Below are 15,651 nucleotides of genomic sequence, written 5' to 3' on the forward strand. Positions count from 1 at the left end.
TCGGAAGGGTCGGCGACCATGCACGTCACGCATCTCTCGCTGGCCGACTTCCGTTCGTACGCCCGGGTCGAGGTCCCTCTCGACCCGGGCGTCACCGCGTTCGTGGGGGCCAACGGCCAGGGGAAGACCAACCTCGTGGAGGCGGTCGGCTATCTCGCCACTCTCGGCAGCCACCGGGTGTCGTCCGACGCCCCCCTGGTGCGGATGGGCGCTGAGCGCGCTGTCGTAAGAGCCGCGGTCACCCAGGGCGAGCGGTCACAGCTGATCGAGCTCGAGCTCAACCCGGGCCGCGCGAATCGGGCCCGTATCAACAGGTCGTCGCAGGTCAGGCCGCGTGATGTCCTGGGGATAGTACGGACGGTGCTCTTCGCCCCGGAGGACCTGGCCCTGGTGAAGGGGGATCCGGGCGAGCGGCGGCGCTTTCTCGACGAGCTGATCACCGCGCGTTCCCCCCGGATGGCCGGGGTCCGCTCCGACTACGAGCGGGTGCTGAAGCAGCGCAACACCCTGCTGAAGTCCGCCGCCATGGCCCGCAGACACGGCGGCCGGTCGATGGACCTGTCCACGCTCGACGTCTGGGACCAGCATCTGGGCCGGGTGGGGGCGGAGCTGCTGGCGCAGCGGCTGGATCTCATCGCGACCTTGCAGCCGCTGGCGGACAAGGCGTACGCGGACGTCGCCCCGGGCGGCGGGCCCGTGACATTGGAGTACCGCAGCTCGGTCGGTTCCGACGTGGAGCCGGCGCGCACCCGCGAGGAGCTGTACGAGCAGGTGATGGCTGCTCTCGTCCAGGCGCGTAAGCAGGAGATCGAGCGAGGGGTGACCCTGGTCGGACCGCATCGTGACGACCTGGTGCTGGGGCTGCGCGGGATGCCGGCGAAGGGCTACGCGAGCCACGGCGAGTCCTGGTCGTACGCCCTGGCGCTGAGGCTGGCCTCGTACGATCTGCTCCGCACGGAGGGCAACGAGCCCGTTCTGGTGCTCGACGACGTGTTCGCCGAGCTGGACGCGCGCCGGCGCGAGCGGCTGGCGGAGTTGGTTGCCCCTGGCGAGCAGGTGCTGGTGACGGCGGCTGTGGACGACGACGTCCCGGGTGTGCTCGCCGGAGCGCGGTACGCGGTCTCCGCCGGGGAGGTGGAGCGGCTGTGAGCGGTGAGGACGGCGCTCAGCAGGGCCCGGCGAAGCAGCCGGAGGTCTCGGGTGTGGATCTGGCGCGTGTGGCATTGCGTGCCGCCAAGGAGCAGGCCCGTGCCCGGGGCGCGGCAGCGCAGCAGAAGAACCAGGCCAGACGCGGGGGCGGTCTGCGATCGGGTGCCCGGTCCGACGGCCGCGATCCGCTGGCCCTGGGCTCGGCCATCAACCGGCTGATCACCGAGCGGGGCTGGGAGACCCCGGCGGCCGTCGGCGGTGTGATGGGCAGATGGCCGCAGATCGTCGGTGACGACCTGGCCAATCACTGCGTGCCCGTGCGGTACGACGAGGATCCGGCCGAGCGGGTTCTGACCGTGCAATGCGATTCGACGGCCTGGGCGACGCAGCTCCGGCTGCTCGCGCCGCAACTGGTGGCCCGGCTGAACACGGATCTGGGGCACGGCACCGTGCGGATGATCAAGGTTCTCGGTCCGGGCGGTCCGCAGCGCAGATTCGGCCCTCTCCGTACTCCGGGGAGCAGAGGACCCGGCGACACCTACGGCTGAGCAGGGCTTTCCTGGATCCGTGGCGCTCGTGGCCCGCGCGGGGCCGGGGCGGACGGAAGACGGCTCACCCGCTTCTGTCCTGATTCGCCGACCACCCGGTGTTTCTGGTCTGTGCGGCTATGCCCCGCTTTGTGATGTGCATGAAAAGTGAAGCGTCCCTCACCGTAGTGGGAGGTTGACAGCCCGAAGCGCACAAAGCCCTCGTGAGCCCTCCGGGGGCCCTGTCTGAATATGGGGAGTCGTCAGCCGCTCATTCAGGGCGGCACATGCGTACTCAGGCACCGGCAAACCCCCATTCATGTCAGCGCTACCGGTAGACTGGTGGACAATCCCGCTTCCTCGCGGGAGTCGTCGATACAAGCCGAACGACGCAGCCGCTCCCGCCTGCCGGAGAACGGCCTGTGCTGTGCCAGAAAGGGCGCTTCGTGGCCGATTCCGGCAACCCCAACGAGAACATCCCGTCCACAGCCGGTGAGCCCGGCGAGGTCACCGCCTCGTACGACGCCAGCGCGATCACCGTGCTCGAAGGCCTGGACGCGGTCCGCAAGCGACCCGGCATGTACATCGGGTCGACCGGTGAGCGCGGTCTCCACCACCTCGTGCAAGAGGTTGTCGACAACTCGGTCGACGAGGCGATGGCCGGGCACGCGGACACCATCGACGTCACGATCTTCGCCGACGGCGGGGTGCGTGTGGTCGACAACGGCCGCGGCATCCCGGTCGGCATCGTGCCGTCCGAGGGCAAGCCGGCCGTGGAGGTCGTGCTCACCGTCCTGCACGCAGGCGGCAAGTTCGGCGGCGGCGGCTACGCCGTCTCCGGCGGTCTGCACGGCGTCGGCGTGTCCGTCGTCAACGCCCTGTCCACGCGAGTCTCCGTCGAGGTCAAGACGGACGGCTACCGCTGGACCCAGGACTACAAGCTCGGTGTGCCGACCGCTCCGCTGGCCCGTCACGAGGCCACGGAGGAGACGGGTACCAGCGTCACCTTCTGGGCGGACGGCGACGTCTTCGAGACCACCGACTACTCCTTCGAGACGCTCTCGCGGCGCTTCCAGGAGATGGCGTTCCTCAACAAGGGACTCACCCTCAAGCTCACCGACGAGCGCGAGGAGGCGAAGGCCACGGCGGGCGCGGACAGCGCCGAGGTGGTCGACGTCCCCGACGAGGAGTCGACCCGCACGGTCACGTACCACTACGAGAACGGCATCGTCGACTTCGTCAAGTACCTCAACTCCCGCAAGGGAGAGCTCATTCACCAGTCGGTGATCGACATCGAGGCCGAGGACAAGGACCGGCTCCTCTCGGCCGAGATCGCCATGCAGTGGAACACGCAGTACACCGAGGGGGTCTACTCCTTCGCCAACGCGATCCACACGCATGAGGGCGGTACGCACGAGGAAGGCTTCCGTGCGGCGCTGACCTCGCTGGTCAACCGCTACGCGCGCGACAAGAAGCTGCTGCGCGAGAAGGACGACAACCTCACCGGTGAGGACGTCCGCGAGGGCCTGACGGCGATCATCTCGGTGAAGCTGGGCGAGCCGCAGTTCGAGGGTCAGACGAAGACCAAGCTGGGCAACACCGAGGCGAAGACCTTCGTCCAGAAGGTCGTCCACGAGCAGCTGACGGACTGGTTCGACCGGAACCCGAACGAGGCCGCCGACATCATCCGCAAGGGCATCGCGGCCTCGACGGCTCGTGTCGCGGCCCGCAAGGCGCGTGACCTCACCCGGCGCAAGGGGCTCCTCGAGAGCGCCTCGCTGCCCGGCAAGCTGAGCGACTGCCAGTCCAACGACCCGACGAAGTGCGAGATCTTCATCGTCGAGGGTGACTCCGCCGGCGGTTCGGCGAAGTCCGGCCGCAACCCGATGTACCAGGCGATCCTGCCCATCCGCGGCAAGATCCTGAACGTCGAGAAGGCCCGGATCGACAAGATCCTGCAGAACACCGAGGTCCAGGCGCTGATCTCGGCCTTCGGTACCGGGGTCCACGAGGACTTCGACATCGAGAAGCTCCGCTATCACAAGATCATTCTGATGGCGGACGCCGACGTCGACGGTCAGCACATCAACACTCTGCTGCTCACCTTCCTCTTCCGCTTCATGCGGCCGCTGGTGGAGCAGGGCAACGTCTACCTCTCGCGCCCGCCGCTCTACAAGATCAAGTGGGGCCGGGACGACTTCGAGTACGCGTACTCGGACCGTGAGCGCGACGCGCTCGTGGCGCTCGGCAAGCAGAACGGCAAGCGGATCAAGGAAGACTCGATCCAGCGCTTCAAGGGGCTCGGCGAGATGAACGCCGAGGAGCTGCGCGTCACCACGATGGACATCGACCACCGTGTGCTCGGCCAGGTCACGCTGGACGACGCGGCGCAGGCCGACGACCTGTTCTCGGTGCTGATGGGCGAGGACGTCGAGGCGCGCCGCTCCTTCATCCAGCGCAACGCCAAGGACGTCCGCTTCCTCGACATCTGAGTCGGCCGTACAAGCAAGCCGCAGTGCGAAAGGACTTTGACCAGCAATGGCCGACGAGAACACCCCTGTGATGCCCGAAGAGGAGCCCACCGTCCCGGGCGTGGGCATGCGTGTCGAGCCCGTGGGGCTCGAGACGGAGATGCAGCGCTCCTACCTCGACTACGCGATGTCCGTCATCGTGTCGCGTGCGCTGCCCGACGTACGGGACGGCCTGAAGCCCGTCCACCGCCGGGTGCTGTACGCGATGTACGACGGCGGCTACCGCCCCGAGAAGGGGTTCTACAAGTGCGCCCGCGTCGTCGGTGACGTCATGGGTACGTACCACCCGCACGGCGACTCCTCCATCTACGACGCCCTGGTGCGCCTCGCGCAGCCGTGGTCGCTGCGGATGCCGCTGGTGGACTCCAACGGCAACTTCGGTTCCCCGGGCAACGACCCGGCCGCCGCCATGCGGTACACCGAGTGCAAGATGATGCCGCTGTCCATGGAGATGGTCCGGGACATCGACGAGGAGACCGTCGACTTCCAGGACAACTACGACGGCCGCAACCAGGAGCCGACGGTCCTGCCGGCGCGCTTCCCGAACCTCCTGGTCAACGGCTCCGCAGGCATCGCCGTCGGTATGGCGACCAACATCCCGCCGCACAACCTGCGCGAGGTCGCCGCCGGCGCCCAGTGGTACCTGGAGAACCCCGAGGCCTCGCACGAGGAGCTGCTGGACGCGCTGATCGAGCGCATCAAGGGCCCCGACTTCCCCACCGGCGCGCTGGTCGTGGGCCGCAAGGGCATCGAGGAGGCGTACCGCACAGGGCGCGGCTCCATCACGATGCGTGCGGTCGTCGCGGTCGAGGAGATCCAGGGCCGCCAGTGCCTGGTCGTCACCGAGCTGCCGTTCCAGACCAACCCCGACAACCTCGCGCAGAAGATCGCCGACCTGGTCAAGGACGGCAAGGTCGGCGGGATCGCGGACGTCCGGGACGAGACGTCCTCGCGCACGGGGCAGCGCCTGGTCGTCGTGCTGAAGCGCGACGCGGTCGCCAAGGTCGTGCTGAACAACCTCTACAAGCACACCGATCTTCAGTCGAACTTCGGCGCGAACATGCTGGCGCTCGTCGACGGGGTGCCGCGCACGCTGTCGATCGACGCGTTCATCCGCCACTGGGTGACGCACCAGATCGAGGTCATCGTCCGGCGCACGCGGTTCCGGTTGCGCAAGGCCGAGGAGCGGGCGCACATCCTGCGAGGCCTGCTCAAGGCGCTGAACGCGATCGAAGAGGTCATCGCGCTCATCCGCCGCAGCAACACCGTGGAGATCGCGCGTGAGGGCCTGATGGGCCTGCTCGAGATCGACGAGATCCAGGCGAACGCGATCCTGGAGATGCAGCTGCGCCGCCTGGCCGCGCTGGAGCACCAGAAGATCACCGCCGAGCACGACGAACTCCAGGCGAAGATCAACGAGTACAACGAGATCCTGGCCTCCCCCGCGAAGCAGCGTCAGATCGTCAGCGAGGAACTGGCCGCGATCGTCGACAAGTTCGGCGACGACCGGCGCTCCAAGCTGGTGCCCTTCGACGGCGACATGTCCATCGAGGACCTCATCGCCGAGGAGGACATCGTCGTCACGATCTCCCGCGGCGGTTACGTCAAGCGCACCAAGACGGACGACTACCGTTCGCAGAAGCGCGGCGGCAAGGGCGTGCGTGGCACGAAGCTCAGGGAAGACGACATCGTCGACCACTTCTTCGTGTCGACGACGCACCACTGGCTGCTGTTCTTCACGAACAAGGGCCGGGTCTACCGGGCCAAGGCCTACGAGCTGCCGGACGCCGGCCGGGACGCGCGTGGCCAGCACGTCGCGAACCTCCTGGCGTTCCAGCCGGACGAGCAGATCGCGCAGATCCTGGCGATCCGCGACTACGACGCCGCGCCCTACCTGGTCCTGGCGACCAAGGGCGGTCTGGTGAAGAAGACCTCGCTGAAGGACTACGACTCACCCCGCTCCGGCGGCGTCATCGCGATCAACCTCCGGGAGACGGAGAGCGGCGCGGACGACGAGCTGATCGGTGCGGAACTGGTGTCGGCCGAGGACGATCTGCTGCTCATCAGCAGGAAGGCCCAGTCGATCAGGTTCACCGCGACCGACGAGGCGCTGCGCCCGATGGGCCGTGCCACCTCGGGCGTGAAGGGCATGAGTTTCCGCGAGGGCGATGAACTGCTCTCGATGAATGTTGTCCGGCCCGGTACGTTCGTGTTCACTGCCACCGACGGTGGTTACGCGAAGCGGACCGCGGTCGACGAATACCGCGTCCAGGGTCGTGGTGGTCTCGGCATCAAGGCCGCCAAGATCGTCGAGGACCGCGGTTCCCTCGTCGGTGCGCTGGTGGTGGAGGAGGCGGACGAGATCCTCGCCATCACGCTCGGTGGCGGTGTGATTCGTACGCGAGTCAATGAAGTCAGGGAGACGGGCCGTGACACCATGGGCGTCCAACTGATCAATCTGGGCAAGCGGGATGCCGTCGTCGGCATCGCGCGCAACGCCGAGGCCGGTCGTGAGGCCGAAGAGGTCGACGGGACCGATGAGGCCGAAGGCGCCACGGGCGAGGCTCATGCCGAGACCGTGGTCGAGGGCACAGTCGAGGGCACGGCGCCTTCGGCCGGGGAGCACGAGGAGTAGAGCGTGAGTGGAGCCACGGGCGCAGGTTCGGCCGCTTCCGGAGCAGGCGCGAACGGCGCCCGTGGCCCTGCCACGGACTCCCAAGGGGGAACTGTGACGGACACTCGGGGACCTCAGTACGAGGGGTACGCGACCGGGCCTCTGCCCGGTGAGCGTGAGCCCGCTTCGGGTCAGGCGGGGCCCTACCACCCGCCCCAGGCGTACTCGTCCCCTGCGGGCGGTACGCAGGGCGGAGGCACGCAGGGCGGTACACAGGGCGCCACAGGCGGCGGGCAGGCGACCCGGCTGCCCCGCACAGGGGCGCGGACCACTCCGCGTACCCGTAAGGCGCGTCTGCGGGTCGCCAAGGCCGATCCGTGGTCGGTGATGAAGGTGAGCTTCCTGCTCTCCATCGCCCTCGGCATCTGCACGGTGGTCGCGGCCGCGGTCCTGTGGATGGTGATGGACGCGATGGGCGTCTTCTCCACCGTGGGCGGCACGATCAGCGAGGCCACCGGCTCGAACGAGAGCAACGGCTTCGATCTGCAGTCGTTCCTGTCGCTGCCGCGCGTGCTCATCTTCACCTCGGTCATCGCGGTGATCGATGTGGTGCTGGCCACCGCGCTGGCGACGCTGGGCGCCTTCATCTACAACTTGTCGGCCGGCTTCGTGGGTGGCGTGGAGCTCACGCTGGCCGAGGACGAGTAGGACGCCGGGTATCGATTTTGGGACTGGCCCCGACGTGCGCTAATCTTCAGAAGTCAGCGCAGCAGCGCGGCGGGGCTATAGCTCAGTTGGTTAGAGCGCATCCCTGATAAGGATGAGGCCACAGGTTCAAATCCTGTTAGCCCCACCAGCGAGAAGGCCCCCACCGGAGACGGTGGGGGCCTTCTGCGTATGCGGCCGCGAGCGGGACTTGGCACTGACGGCGCGGGCCGGCATGTGGGTCGCCACGGCTTTCCTTGTCCGACCGCTGTCGGCTGCCGGTCGTCCACCGGCCGCCTGCCGTGCGAGGTGCGAATTGCCGGCCCTGTTCCGGGTGTACCGCATGCCCTCGGGGCCGCGTTTCGGCAGCTGTCCGTGCGGGGGCATGGAAAAGGCCCCCGCCGGTGTGAACCGGACCAGGGGCCTGGGTGGCGTTCTCGGTGTCCTCAGGGCGGCAGCGGGGCCGAGTCCCCGGCGGGTGAGGCGCTGTGGGCGGAGCGGGTGTTGTCCGTCGCGTGCGTGGCGTCCGTGGAGTCGGCCGACAGCTGGCGGGTGGCGGGTGAGGAGCCGTGAGCCTCGGCCCGGATGCGCTGCTTCATCGTGGGTGGCAGCGCCCTGTCACGCGGAAGGGTCCACCGCACCGTCGGCGTCGTCGCGGTTGCCGGGTTCGCGGCCGTGTGCTCGTGGCTCGTGACCGTGGGCTCCGCGGCCGTGGCCTGGGCGGTGGCGAGACCCAGCGACGCGAGAATCGCGAAGAAGGCGGTGACGAAGGCGGTCCAGATGCTCTTGACCTTGAAGGCGCTCATGGCCCCTCGCTTTCAGGTGGTCCGGTTTGCTTACCTTTCCGATGATGTGGATCCGGCCGACGGAAACCGGGACCGACGCCCCCGGTTCGCCGATCTTCTGATGAACACCACTCGTATGGTTCAACCGGTTCGAAAAGCTGCTCAGTGGTGTGGTGTGAGGCTCCGGCGGGGGCTCGGAGCGGGTGGCGGCCGGGTTCCGGGGAGGTCACCGATCGGTATCGGCCGGTGTGTATAGTCGGGCGGCAGAAGTCCCTTACGTCAAGGAAAGACGAGGTCGCGCGGTGAAGAAGCTTCTCCTGGTCGCACTGGCCGCCATCGGCGGGCTCCTCGTGTACCGCCAGATCCAGGCGGATCGCGCCGAGCAGGATCTGTGGACGGAGGCGACCGACTCCGTGCCCGCAGGTTCAGGTGTGTGAGACGGAACAGTCTGCTAGAAGCCCCGGCCGCCGAGCGGCCGGGGCTTTCTGCTGCCCGGGCGCCAGTGGCGTCACCCCTGTCCCTTGATTCACTAACGCGAATCGTTTGGTTGCGTAAGTGAATCGATGGCGGGCCGACGGCCCATGTCCTGGACTCCGCAACCGGTGGACGAGCCGGGCCGCACGGGGGCGGGGCGACGGCGGCAGGGCGGGGGCCACAGACAGCGGTGGTGCGGGCGGGGCAGGATGGACGGGCATCGCGGCCGCTGCCGGAGCGGGCGCCGTGATCGTCCTGATCGCCGGGTTCCCGCTGATACGCCGGTGGCGCGGGGCAGCACGCATACGACGAGGGGGAGCGCGTGAACAGGCAGCGCAACAGGGGCCGGGTAACGCTCGCGATGATCGCCGCGGTGTGCGCGGTGGCGGCGATGCCGGGTCAGGGACACGCGGCCGACGGCCCCACGGCGTACACCTTCGACCCCGCGGCGGTAGCGGTCCAGGGTGCGGAGACGAACGCCGACGCGGTGGAGCTGGAGGCCGGTTCGGTCTACAGGAGTTCGATCGGGCAAGGGCAGAAGCTCTACTACCGCCTGGAACTCGACGACACGACCGATGCGTACGTCTCCGCCGTGGCCGTGCCGAAGGCGGGCGGGAAGGTCGCGTACGGAGACGGCATCACGATCAGCGTCAGAGACCTCGACGACACCCGGTGCAGCTCCGAGGACGCGGCCTTCGAGTCGGCGGAGTTCCCGCGCCCGATCGCCGCATACGCGCACCGGACCGTGGAGAAGGACAGCACCACGTGTGCGGCGAGCGGCACCTACAACGTCCTGATCGAGCGGCAGAGCAAGGCGACTTCGTCCCCCGAGCCATGGGAACTGGAGCTGCGCCACGAGAGGGAGCCGGGGCTGGAGGACGGCGGGTCGCTGCCGACCGAGGCTCCGGAGGGCTGGCCCTCCGCCTCTCCCGTTCCGCCCGTCGGCAGGCAGGAGCGGACCGGTGGCAGCGGCTACTACGACGCAACCAGCCTGGAGTCCGGTGAATGGGCGGACTCCGTCGCGCCCGGGCAGACCCGCTTCTACCGGGTGCCTGTGGACTGGGGTCAGCAGATCTTCGCCACGGCCGCGCTGAGCAACAGCGGCAAGTCGACCGAGTATCTGGGCAACGCGCTGGCCCTGGCACTGGACAACCCGGCACACGGACATGTGGACGACGCGACGCTCTCGTACTCCGGCGCGCCCAACTCCGTGGCTCTGGACCCGCTGCCCCCGGTGGCGTACGAGAACCGTTACGACGCGGGAGCGGACGTCAGCGCCATGAGGTTCGCCGGCTGGTACTACCTCTCGGTGACGCTCTCGCCGAAGGTCGCAGAGCACTACGGGAACGACCCCATCGGGCTGACGCTCAGGGTCAAGGTCGTCAACGACCGTAAGCCGTCGCCCTACCGGGGGGGCGCTGGAATCTTCGGTGTCTCGGAAGACGACAGGGACATGGCCAAGAGCGGTCTGAGCGCGCCCGAGGCAGGCGAGAGCGGCACGATGAAGCTGGTGGCAGCCGCGGGCATCGGTGCGGGCTCCGTCCTGGTGCTCGGGCTGGGGGCGTGGACGCTGCTGGCCAGGCGCCGGGCCGCGCCTGTCCTGGCTCCACCCGGTGCCGGCGACCGGCCGCCTCTCGGTGGCCCCCCGCAGGCCCGGTAGGGCGGCTCAGGCCTGGGTGAGCGCCCAGATGCCCACCGCGAAGCAGATCAGCGCCACCACGAGCACCGGGACCGCCACCTTCGGGGACGGTCCCGGCCGCTTCGCGGGTGACGGCTGAGGCACCGCGTTCCGGGGATCCTGCAGGTGCGCGGCGGTGTAGGCGCGGGTGGACGGTGCTCCGTACGGCACGGCGGCCGTGGAGGCATGGGCGAGATCCTGGGAGGTGTCGGCAGTGTAGGTGGGTGCCGCGTGAGCCGGAATGGGGCCGGGCACCTGCGTCTCTGCCGGGTGCGGAAGCTGAGCGGGGTGCGACGGGGGCGGTGCGAGGTGGAAGCTGCCCGTCTCCGACATCGACGGGGTTGGTCCGTAAGGCTGTTGACCCCGCGCTCCCTGTGGCGCGTACGGCTGCTGTCCGGGTCCCTGTGGCGCGTACGGCGTCTGTGACGGCTGTGGCGAGGGTGGCGTGCCACCGACGTCCTGTGCGGACGTCTGCGGCCCGTCGGCGGGCGTTTCGGGGCCGTCGGGGCCGAACCCGGCGGGCAGGGGGCCGATCTGGTCGAACACCTCCACCTGCTCGTCGTCCGGGCCGGCATCCGGCAGCATCTCGACTGCCGCGGTCAGCGCCTTGCGCGCGCCCGTGGCGGTACGGAAACGGGCGTGCGGGTCCGGCTGCAGCAGACCGGCGAGGACCTGCCACAAGGGCTCCGGTACACCCTGGGGTGCTCCAGGGGTCCCGTGCGCGGCGAAGTACTCGATCAGCGCCTTGGCGTCCGGCTTCTGGCCCTGGAGAAGGTAGAGCGCGACGAGACCCACGGCGAACAGGTCCGCCGGGAAGTCGGGCTCCGCGCCCATCATCTGCTCGGGTGCGAAGTAACCAGGAGTTCCCACCACGTAGTTGGTCTCTGTCAGCCGCGGCTCACCCTTGCGCATCGAGATGCCGAAGTCCGAGAGCCGCAGATGCGGACGTCCCGTACCGGTGGCCTCCATCAGGATGTTGGCCGGTTTGATGTCGCGGTGCACGACCCCCTCGGCGTGCACCGTGGACAGTCCGGACAGCAGTTGGTCGAGCAGAAGACAGACGAAGCGAGGGGGCAGCGGGCCGTAGTCCCCGATGACATGGGCCAGCGAACCGCCGCTGACCAGGTCCATGGTGAACAGGACCTTGTCGTCGTCCGCGGCCCAGCTGGCCGGCGCGAGAACATGCGGGTGCTCGATGCGCAGTGCCTGCTCGCGGACGAAGCGCAGCAACGTGTGCGCATCGCTCTGCTGCAGGACCTTGGCCGCCACGTACCGGCGGCGTCGGTGGTCCCACGCGCGCCAGACCGCGCCGACCCCACCTCGTCCGATCGGATCGACCAGCTCGTACCGACCAGCGAAGACCTCACCCATTGCGCTGCGCCCGCTCCCGTTCCCGTTGAGGTTCGTGCCCCGGCTGCCGGGATACTGCCACGGATCCTTCGGCCCGGGGCGGTCCCCGGGCCCTGGGTCCGGCCTAGCTCTGGTGTCCCTCGTAGTGCGCGATCGCGTCCGCGGTGCGCCCCGCTCCGTACACCCTGAGGAACTCTGCCAGTTCCGGGTGTTCCGGGGCGAGGGAGTTGGCCGCATCGATGATGTCGCCGGCCGCCGCGACCGAGCGCAGCAGTGATTGGATCTCACGGACCACACGCCGCACGGTGGGGGCTCCACCGGTGGTGGAGGTCTGGCCGGTGTTGGTCAGGACCGAGCCGCCCTGCGACTTCTTGATCTCTTCCATCCGGTCCGTGGCCTCTCCCGCGCTGACGCTGCCGTCCGCCACCTGGCCGGCGAGCTCCTGAAGTGCTTGGACCCTCTGGACGACCGCGGGGTTGCCGATCTTGGCCCGCTGCCCGCTCATCAGCTGGGAGAGCATGGGTGCGGACAGCCCGAGAACAGCCGCGAGGCGTGCCTGATTGAGGCCGAGGTCGTCGATCAGCCTGCGGAAGAGCGCCCCCAGTGGCTCTCCGTACCAGCTGCGCTGGAGCTCTCTGGCTCTAGCCGTGGCCTCTTGCTGCGCTGCGTCCATTGCGTCTCCCCTTCGCTGCGGCTTCGCTGCTGCGAACCTCGTCGTGCATCTTACGGAGAGCCGTTGCGGGCCGGGAGTCCCAATCCTTTTGCAGGATTCGGGGGGTCACCCGGTACTCTGTTCTGGGTCGGACGTCGCAGCATGGATGTGTCCAGTGATGTCTGGTTTTCGGGGCCTTAGCTCAGTTGGTAGAGCGCTGCCTTTGCAAGGCAGATGTCAGGAGTTCGAATCTCCTAGGCTCCACAGACAAATCCCCTCCGACCTGCGGATCGCAGAGTCGGAGGGGATTTTTCGTTCACGACGGGACTGCGGTCCCTCGGCATGTGGTCCCTCGGCACCTGCGGTTCTTCGTTTCACGTGAAACACAGCGAGGGGCGCCGGAGACCTCATGGTCTCCGGCGCCCCTCGCTGGTGTCGTCACCGGGCGGGCGGGTTCAGCGGTGGTCGGTGCCGTCCGTCGGGTCCGATCCGGACTCGGCCTCGTCCTGCTTGGCGCGGACTTCCGGGTCCAGCACGGTCTGGCCACTGCCGTCGACCGAGGTCAGAGGAGCGCGGCCGTCGTCCACCTCGGTGGGGGCGGGCGGCTCGACCAGCCAGTCCGGGTTGGCCTGCTTGTCCCACCACTTCCAGGCGGCGAAGGCTCCACCGGCCAGGACACCCAGCACGAGGACGCCCTTGGCGGCACGACCTGCCTTCGCTCGGCGTTCGTGCTTCCTGACGAGCTTCTGGATCTCCTTGGCCGTCACCTGGCCGCGGAGGGCGGCCAGCGCGGCCGTGCTTCGGGCGGTGGCTTCCTCGGCGACAGGCCGGCTCGCCGCCACCGCGTACTCCACGCGCGGCACGGTGTAGTCCGCGGCGGTGCGGGCGGCGCTGCGCGTCCGTACGGCGGCCTTGTGCGCAGCCTCGTCGACCTTGGGCGGCACATGTGTCAGTGCCTGTTCGATGCGTGGTGCGAGATGCGCGCCGTACTGGACGCGGGCCTGCGCGGCTGCCTTCGACACCTTGGGCGCGAGCCGTGCACGAGCCTCTTGCGCGTAGTGCGCGGCCTGTTCCTTGGCCGTGTCGGCGTAGGGCGCCACCACTTCCGCGGCGTGCTGCGCGCTGTCCTTCGCCGAGTAGGTTGCGGCGCGCACGCTGTCGATGCGGGTCACGGGATCCTCCTCCTTGGTGGCGGGTAGGTACTCCGCCTATCCACCCATTTCGAAATCATGCCCGCTGGTGCCTTGAGCGCCATGCGGGACGGGCATCCGGGTCACGAGCGACATTCTCGATCAAAGCAGTGCAAGGGGGGTGTGTCGCCGACGATGCCACGGTTCGTGTCGGGGTGCTCCGTGCCATCGGGCGCCTGGTCGCATATATCCCGCCGGAAGTGTGGGAAAGGTGCAGGAAAGAGGGCAACAAGGTGAGTGCGGCTCGCCCCGGGCCATGGCCGGACTGCGGAGCGGGTGCCCCGTGCGAGGATCGGTGGTCATCAGCGAAGACTTAGGGAAGGCAGACCGTGGCCGAGCAGCTTTACGCCACTTTGAAGACCAATCAGGGCGACATCGCGATCCGGCTGCTGCCGAACCACGCCCCCAAGACGGTCAAGAACTTCGTCGAGCTCGCCCAGGGCGAGCGTGAGTGGACCAACCCGGAGACCGGCGGGAAGTCCACCGACAAGTTGTACGACGGCACTGTCTTCCACCGCGTCATCAGCGGTTTCATGATCCAGGGCGGTGACCCGCTGGGCAACGGTACGGGTGGTCCCGGGTACGAGTTCCGCGACGAGTTCCACCCCGACCTGGCGTTCACCAAGCCGTATCTCCTGGCCATGGCCAATGCCGGTCCGGGAACCAACGGTTCGCAGTTCTTCGTGACCGTGTCGCCCACCGCCTGGCTGACCGGCAAGCACACGATCTTCGGCGAGGTCGCCGACGAGGCGGGCAGGAAGGTCGTGGATGCCATCGCCGCGGCACCGACCAACCCCCGCACCGATCGTCCGCTCCAGGACGTGGTGATCGAGTCGGTCGTCATCGAGACCCGCTGACCGGACGAGTGGCCGGCCTCCGGGCCATCGGCCTGACGGCCGCCGTCCCGTGGGGAACCAACCGCCCTGCTTGTCCGTACTGCTACATAACGGGCGAGTGGGGCGATCGCATGTGTGCCTCCTCCGCGGACGAGGACCGAAGGGGCCGTGACCGATGGATCAGCAGCCGCCGGAAGACCAGGACGGGTCCGCGGCCGCGGACGGTCCGCCGACGTGTTATCGGCACCCGGGCAGGGAGACGGGAATTCGCTGCACGCGGTGCGAGCGGCCGATCTGCACGGACTGCATGATCCCGGCCTCGGTGGGGTTCCAGTGCCCGGACTGTGTCCGCGAAGGGACGGGTACGGGCCATCACCCGGCGGCGAGCCGGCCGCGGACTGTGGCCGGCGGCAGCGTCGCGGCCGACCCCAGACTGATCACCAAGATCCTCATCGGCATCAATCTCGCCGTCTTCGTGGGCGTCCTGGCCCATCCGGCCCTTCGCGACGATCTTCTGCTGTTCGGCCGCGCCTACGTCGACGAGGGCTCGGCCGGCTACGAGGGAGTCGCGGAGGGGCAGTGGTACCGCCTGCTGACGTCGACGTTCCTGCACCAGGAGATCTGGCACATCGCCTTCAACATGCTGGGACTGTGGTGGCTCGGAGGGCCTCTGGAGGCCGCTCTCGGCCGCGCGCGCTACCTCGCGCTCTATCTGCTCTCGGGGCTCGCCGGCAGCGCTCTTACCTATCTGATCGCCGCCCCCACGCAGGGCACGCTCGGAGCTTCGGGCTCCGTCTTCGGCCTGCTGGGTGCCACGGCCGTACTGATGCGCCGGATGAACTACGACATGCGTCCGGTGATCGCGCTGCTCGTGGTGAATCTGATCTTCACCTTCAACCCGTGGGGCGGTATCGCCTGGCAGGCGCACGTCGGCGGGCTGATCGCCGGAGCGCTGATCGCCGTAGCCATGGTCCACGCACCGCGGGAGCGCCGGAATCTCGTGCAGTACGGCGCCTGTGCCCTGGTTCTCGTCGCGGCCGTGGCGGTCGTCCTCGTCAGGACCGCAGTGCTCACCTGAGCGGAATCCGTTGCTCCAGGGGTGCGGTTGTCCACAGAGCGTGCCGGATCTTGTGCATGACGTGGGGAACAGGTGTGCCCCT

Annotated in this window: 13 protein-coding genes and 2 tRNA genes; 11 read left to right on the forward strand and 4 right to left on the reverse strand. The window is 68.6% G+C overall.

Features of this window, described 5'->3' with window-relative positions:
- Positions 1-18 precede the first annotated feature (18 nt).
- The 6 genes from recF (at position 19) to P8A20_RS18195 (ending at position 7,677) form a co-directional block, all read left to right on the forward strand.
- Positions 19-1,149 (forward strand): DNA replication/repair protein RecF, encoded by a 1,131-nt coding sequence (gene recF / locus P8A20_RS18170; RefSeq protein WP_147958574.1) that lies wholly within the window; start codon positions 19-21, stop codon positions 1,147-1,149.
- On the forward strand, positions 1,146-1,697 hold the full coding sequence (locus P8A20_RS18175) for a DciA family protein (protein ID WP_147958575.1): 552 nt from the start codon (positions 1,146-1,148) through the stop codon (positions 1,695-1,697). The genes recF and P8A20_RS18175 overlap by 4 nt, the downstream gene beginning before the upstream one ends.
- A 401-nt stretch (positions 1,698-2,098) precedes the next feature.
- Entirely contained in the window at positions 2,099-4,168 is a 2,070-nt protein-coding gene (gene gyrB / locus P8A20_RS18180) for a DNA topoisomerase (ATP-hydrolyzing) subunit B (RefSeq protein ID WP_147958576.1), read from the forward strand.
- A 46-nt stretch (positions 4,169-4,214) separates the two neighbouring features.
- A complete protein-coding gene (gyrA, locus tag P8A20_RS18185; RefSeq protein ID WP_306103870.1) occupies positions 4,215-6,842 on the forward strand; it encodes a DNA gyrase subunit A in 2,628 nt (875 codons plus the stop codon).
- Positions 6,843-6,935: 93 nt separating this feature from the next.
- Positions 6,936-7,529 (forward strand): DUF3566 domain-containing protein, encoded by a 594-nt coding sequence (locus P8A20_RS18190; protein ID WP_147958578.1) that lies wholly within the window; start codon positions 6,936-6,938, stop codon positions 7,527-7,529.
- Positions 7,530-7,600: 71 nt separating this feature from the next.
- Positions 7,601-7,677, forward strand: a tRNA-Ile gene (locus P8A20_RS18195).
- 295 nt (positions 7,678-7,972) lie between these two features.
- Here the strand turns inward: P8A20_RS18195 and P8A20_RS18200 are convergent.
- The gene (locus P8A20_RS18200; protein WP_147958579.1) at positions 7,973-8,332 is read right to left on the reverse strand and encodes a DUF6344 domain-containing protein; all 360 of its coding nucleotides are present in this window, start codon (positions 8,330-8,332) and stop codon (positions 7,973-7,975) included.
- 281 nt (positions 8,333-8,613) lie between these two features.
- On the opposite strand from P8A20_RS18200, the gene P8A20_RS18205 reads away from it, so the two are divergent.
- Entirely contained in the window at positions 8,614-8,748 is a 135-nt protein-coding gene (locus P8A20_RS18205) for a DLW-39 family protein (RefSeq protein ID WP_003958712.1), read from the forward strand.
- A 359-nt stretch (positions 8,749-9,107) separates the two neighbouring features.
- Positions 9,108-10,445 (forward strand): hypothetical protein, encoded by a 1,338-nt coding sequence (locus P8A20_RS18210; protein WP_147958581.1) that lies wholly within the window; start codon positions 9,108-9,110, stop codon positions 10,443-10,445.
- A 6-nt stretch (positions 10,446-10,451) separates the two neighbouring features.
- Here P8A20_RS18210 and P8A20_RS18215 read toward each other — a convergent pair whose 3' ends face one another.
- Positions 10,452-11,834, reverse strand: a complete 1,383-nt coding sequence (locus tag P8A20_RS18215; RefSeq protein ID WP_147958582.1) for a serine/threonine protein kinase — start codon at positions 11,832-11,834, stop codon at positions 10,452-10,454.
- A 103-nt stretch (positions 11,835-11,937) separates the two neighbouring features.
- Positions 11,938-12,486 carry a helix-turn-helix domain-containing protein gene (locus tag P8A20_RS18220; RefSeq protein ID WP_147958583.1) on the reverse strand — a complete coding sequence of 183 codons (549 nt, stop codon included), beginning with the start codon at positions 12,484-12,486 and terminating at the stop codon, positions 11,938-11,940.
- A gap of 170 nt (positions 12,487-12,656) precedes the next feature.
- Here P8A20_RS18220 and P8A20_RS18225 point away from each other — a divergent pair.
- Positions 12,657-12,729, forward strand: a tRNA-Ala gene (locus P8A20_RS18225).
- Between the two features lie 191 nt (positions 12,730-12,920).
- Here the strand turns inward: P8A20_RS18225 and P8A20_RS18230 are convergent.
- A complete protein-coding gene (locus tag P8A20_RS18230; protein ID WP_147958584.1) occupies positions 12,921-13,637 on the reverse strand; it encodes a DUF5324 family protein in 717 nt (238 codons plus the stop codon).
- Positions 13,638-13,984: 347 nt separating this feature from the next.
- Here P8A20_RS18230 and P8A20_RS18235 point away from each other — a divergent pair, with 347 nt between their 5' ends.
- Together P8A20_RS18235 and P8A20_RS18240 are read left to right on the forward strand one after the other, a co-directional pair.
- Positions 13,985-14,512 carry a peptidylprolyl isomerase gene (locus tag P8A20_RS18235; RefSeq protein ID WP_147958585.1) on the forward strand — a complete coding sequence of 176 codons (528 nt, stop codon included), beginning with the start codon at positions 13,985-13,987 and terminating at the stop codon, positions 14,510-14,512.
- A gap of 154 nt (positions 14,513-14,666) precedes the next feature.
- The gene (locus P8A20_RS18240; protein WP_147958586.1) at positions 14,667-15,569 is read left to right on the forward strand and encodes a rhomboid family intramembrane serine protease; all 903 of its coding nucleotides are present in this window, start codon (positions 14,667-14,669) and stop codon (positions 15,567-15,569) included.
- Positions 15,570-15,651 lie beyond the last annotated feature (82 nt).

This window comes from Streptomyces sp. Alt3, from assembly GCF_030719215.1.
Taxonomy (GTDB): domain Bacteria; phylum Actinomycetota; class Actinomycetes; order Streptomycetales; family Streptomycetaceae; genus Streptomyces; species Streptomyces glycanivorans.

Coding starts and splice junctions, on each gene's coding strand:
- recF (WP_147958574.1), top strand. CDS start 19: ATGCACGTCACGCATCTCTCGCTGGCCGACTTCCGTTCGTACGCCCGG.
- gyrA (WP_306103870.1), top strand. CDS start 4,215: ATGGCCGACGAGAACACCCCTGTGATGCCCGAAGAGGAGCCCACCGTC.
- P8A20_RS18200 (WP_147958579.1), bottom strand. CDS start 8,332: ATGAGCGCCTTCAAGGTCAAGAGCATCTGGACCGCCTTCGTCACCGCC.
- P8A20_RS18215 (WP_147958582.1), bottom strand. CDS start 11,834: ATGGGTGAGGTCTTCGCTGGTCGGTACGAGCTGGTCGATCCGATCGGA.
- P8A20_RS18220 (WP_147958583.1), bottom strand. CDS start 12,486: ATGGACGCAGCGCAGCAAGAGGCCACGGCTAGAGCCAGAGAGCTCCAG.
- P8A20_RS18240 (WP_147958586.1), top strand. CDS start 14,667: ATGGATCAGCAGCCGCCGGAAGACCAGGACGGGTCCGCGGCCGCGGAC.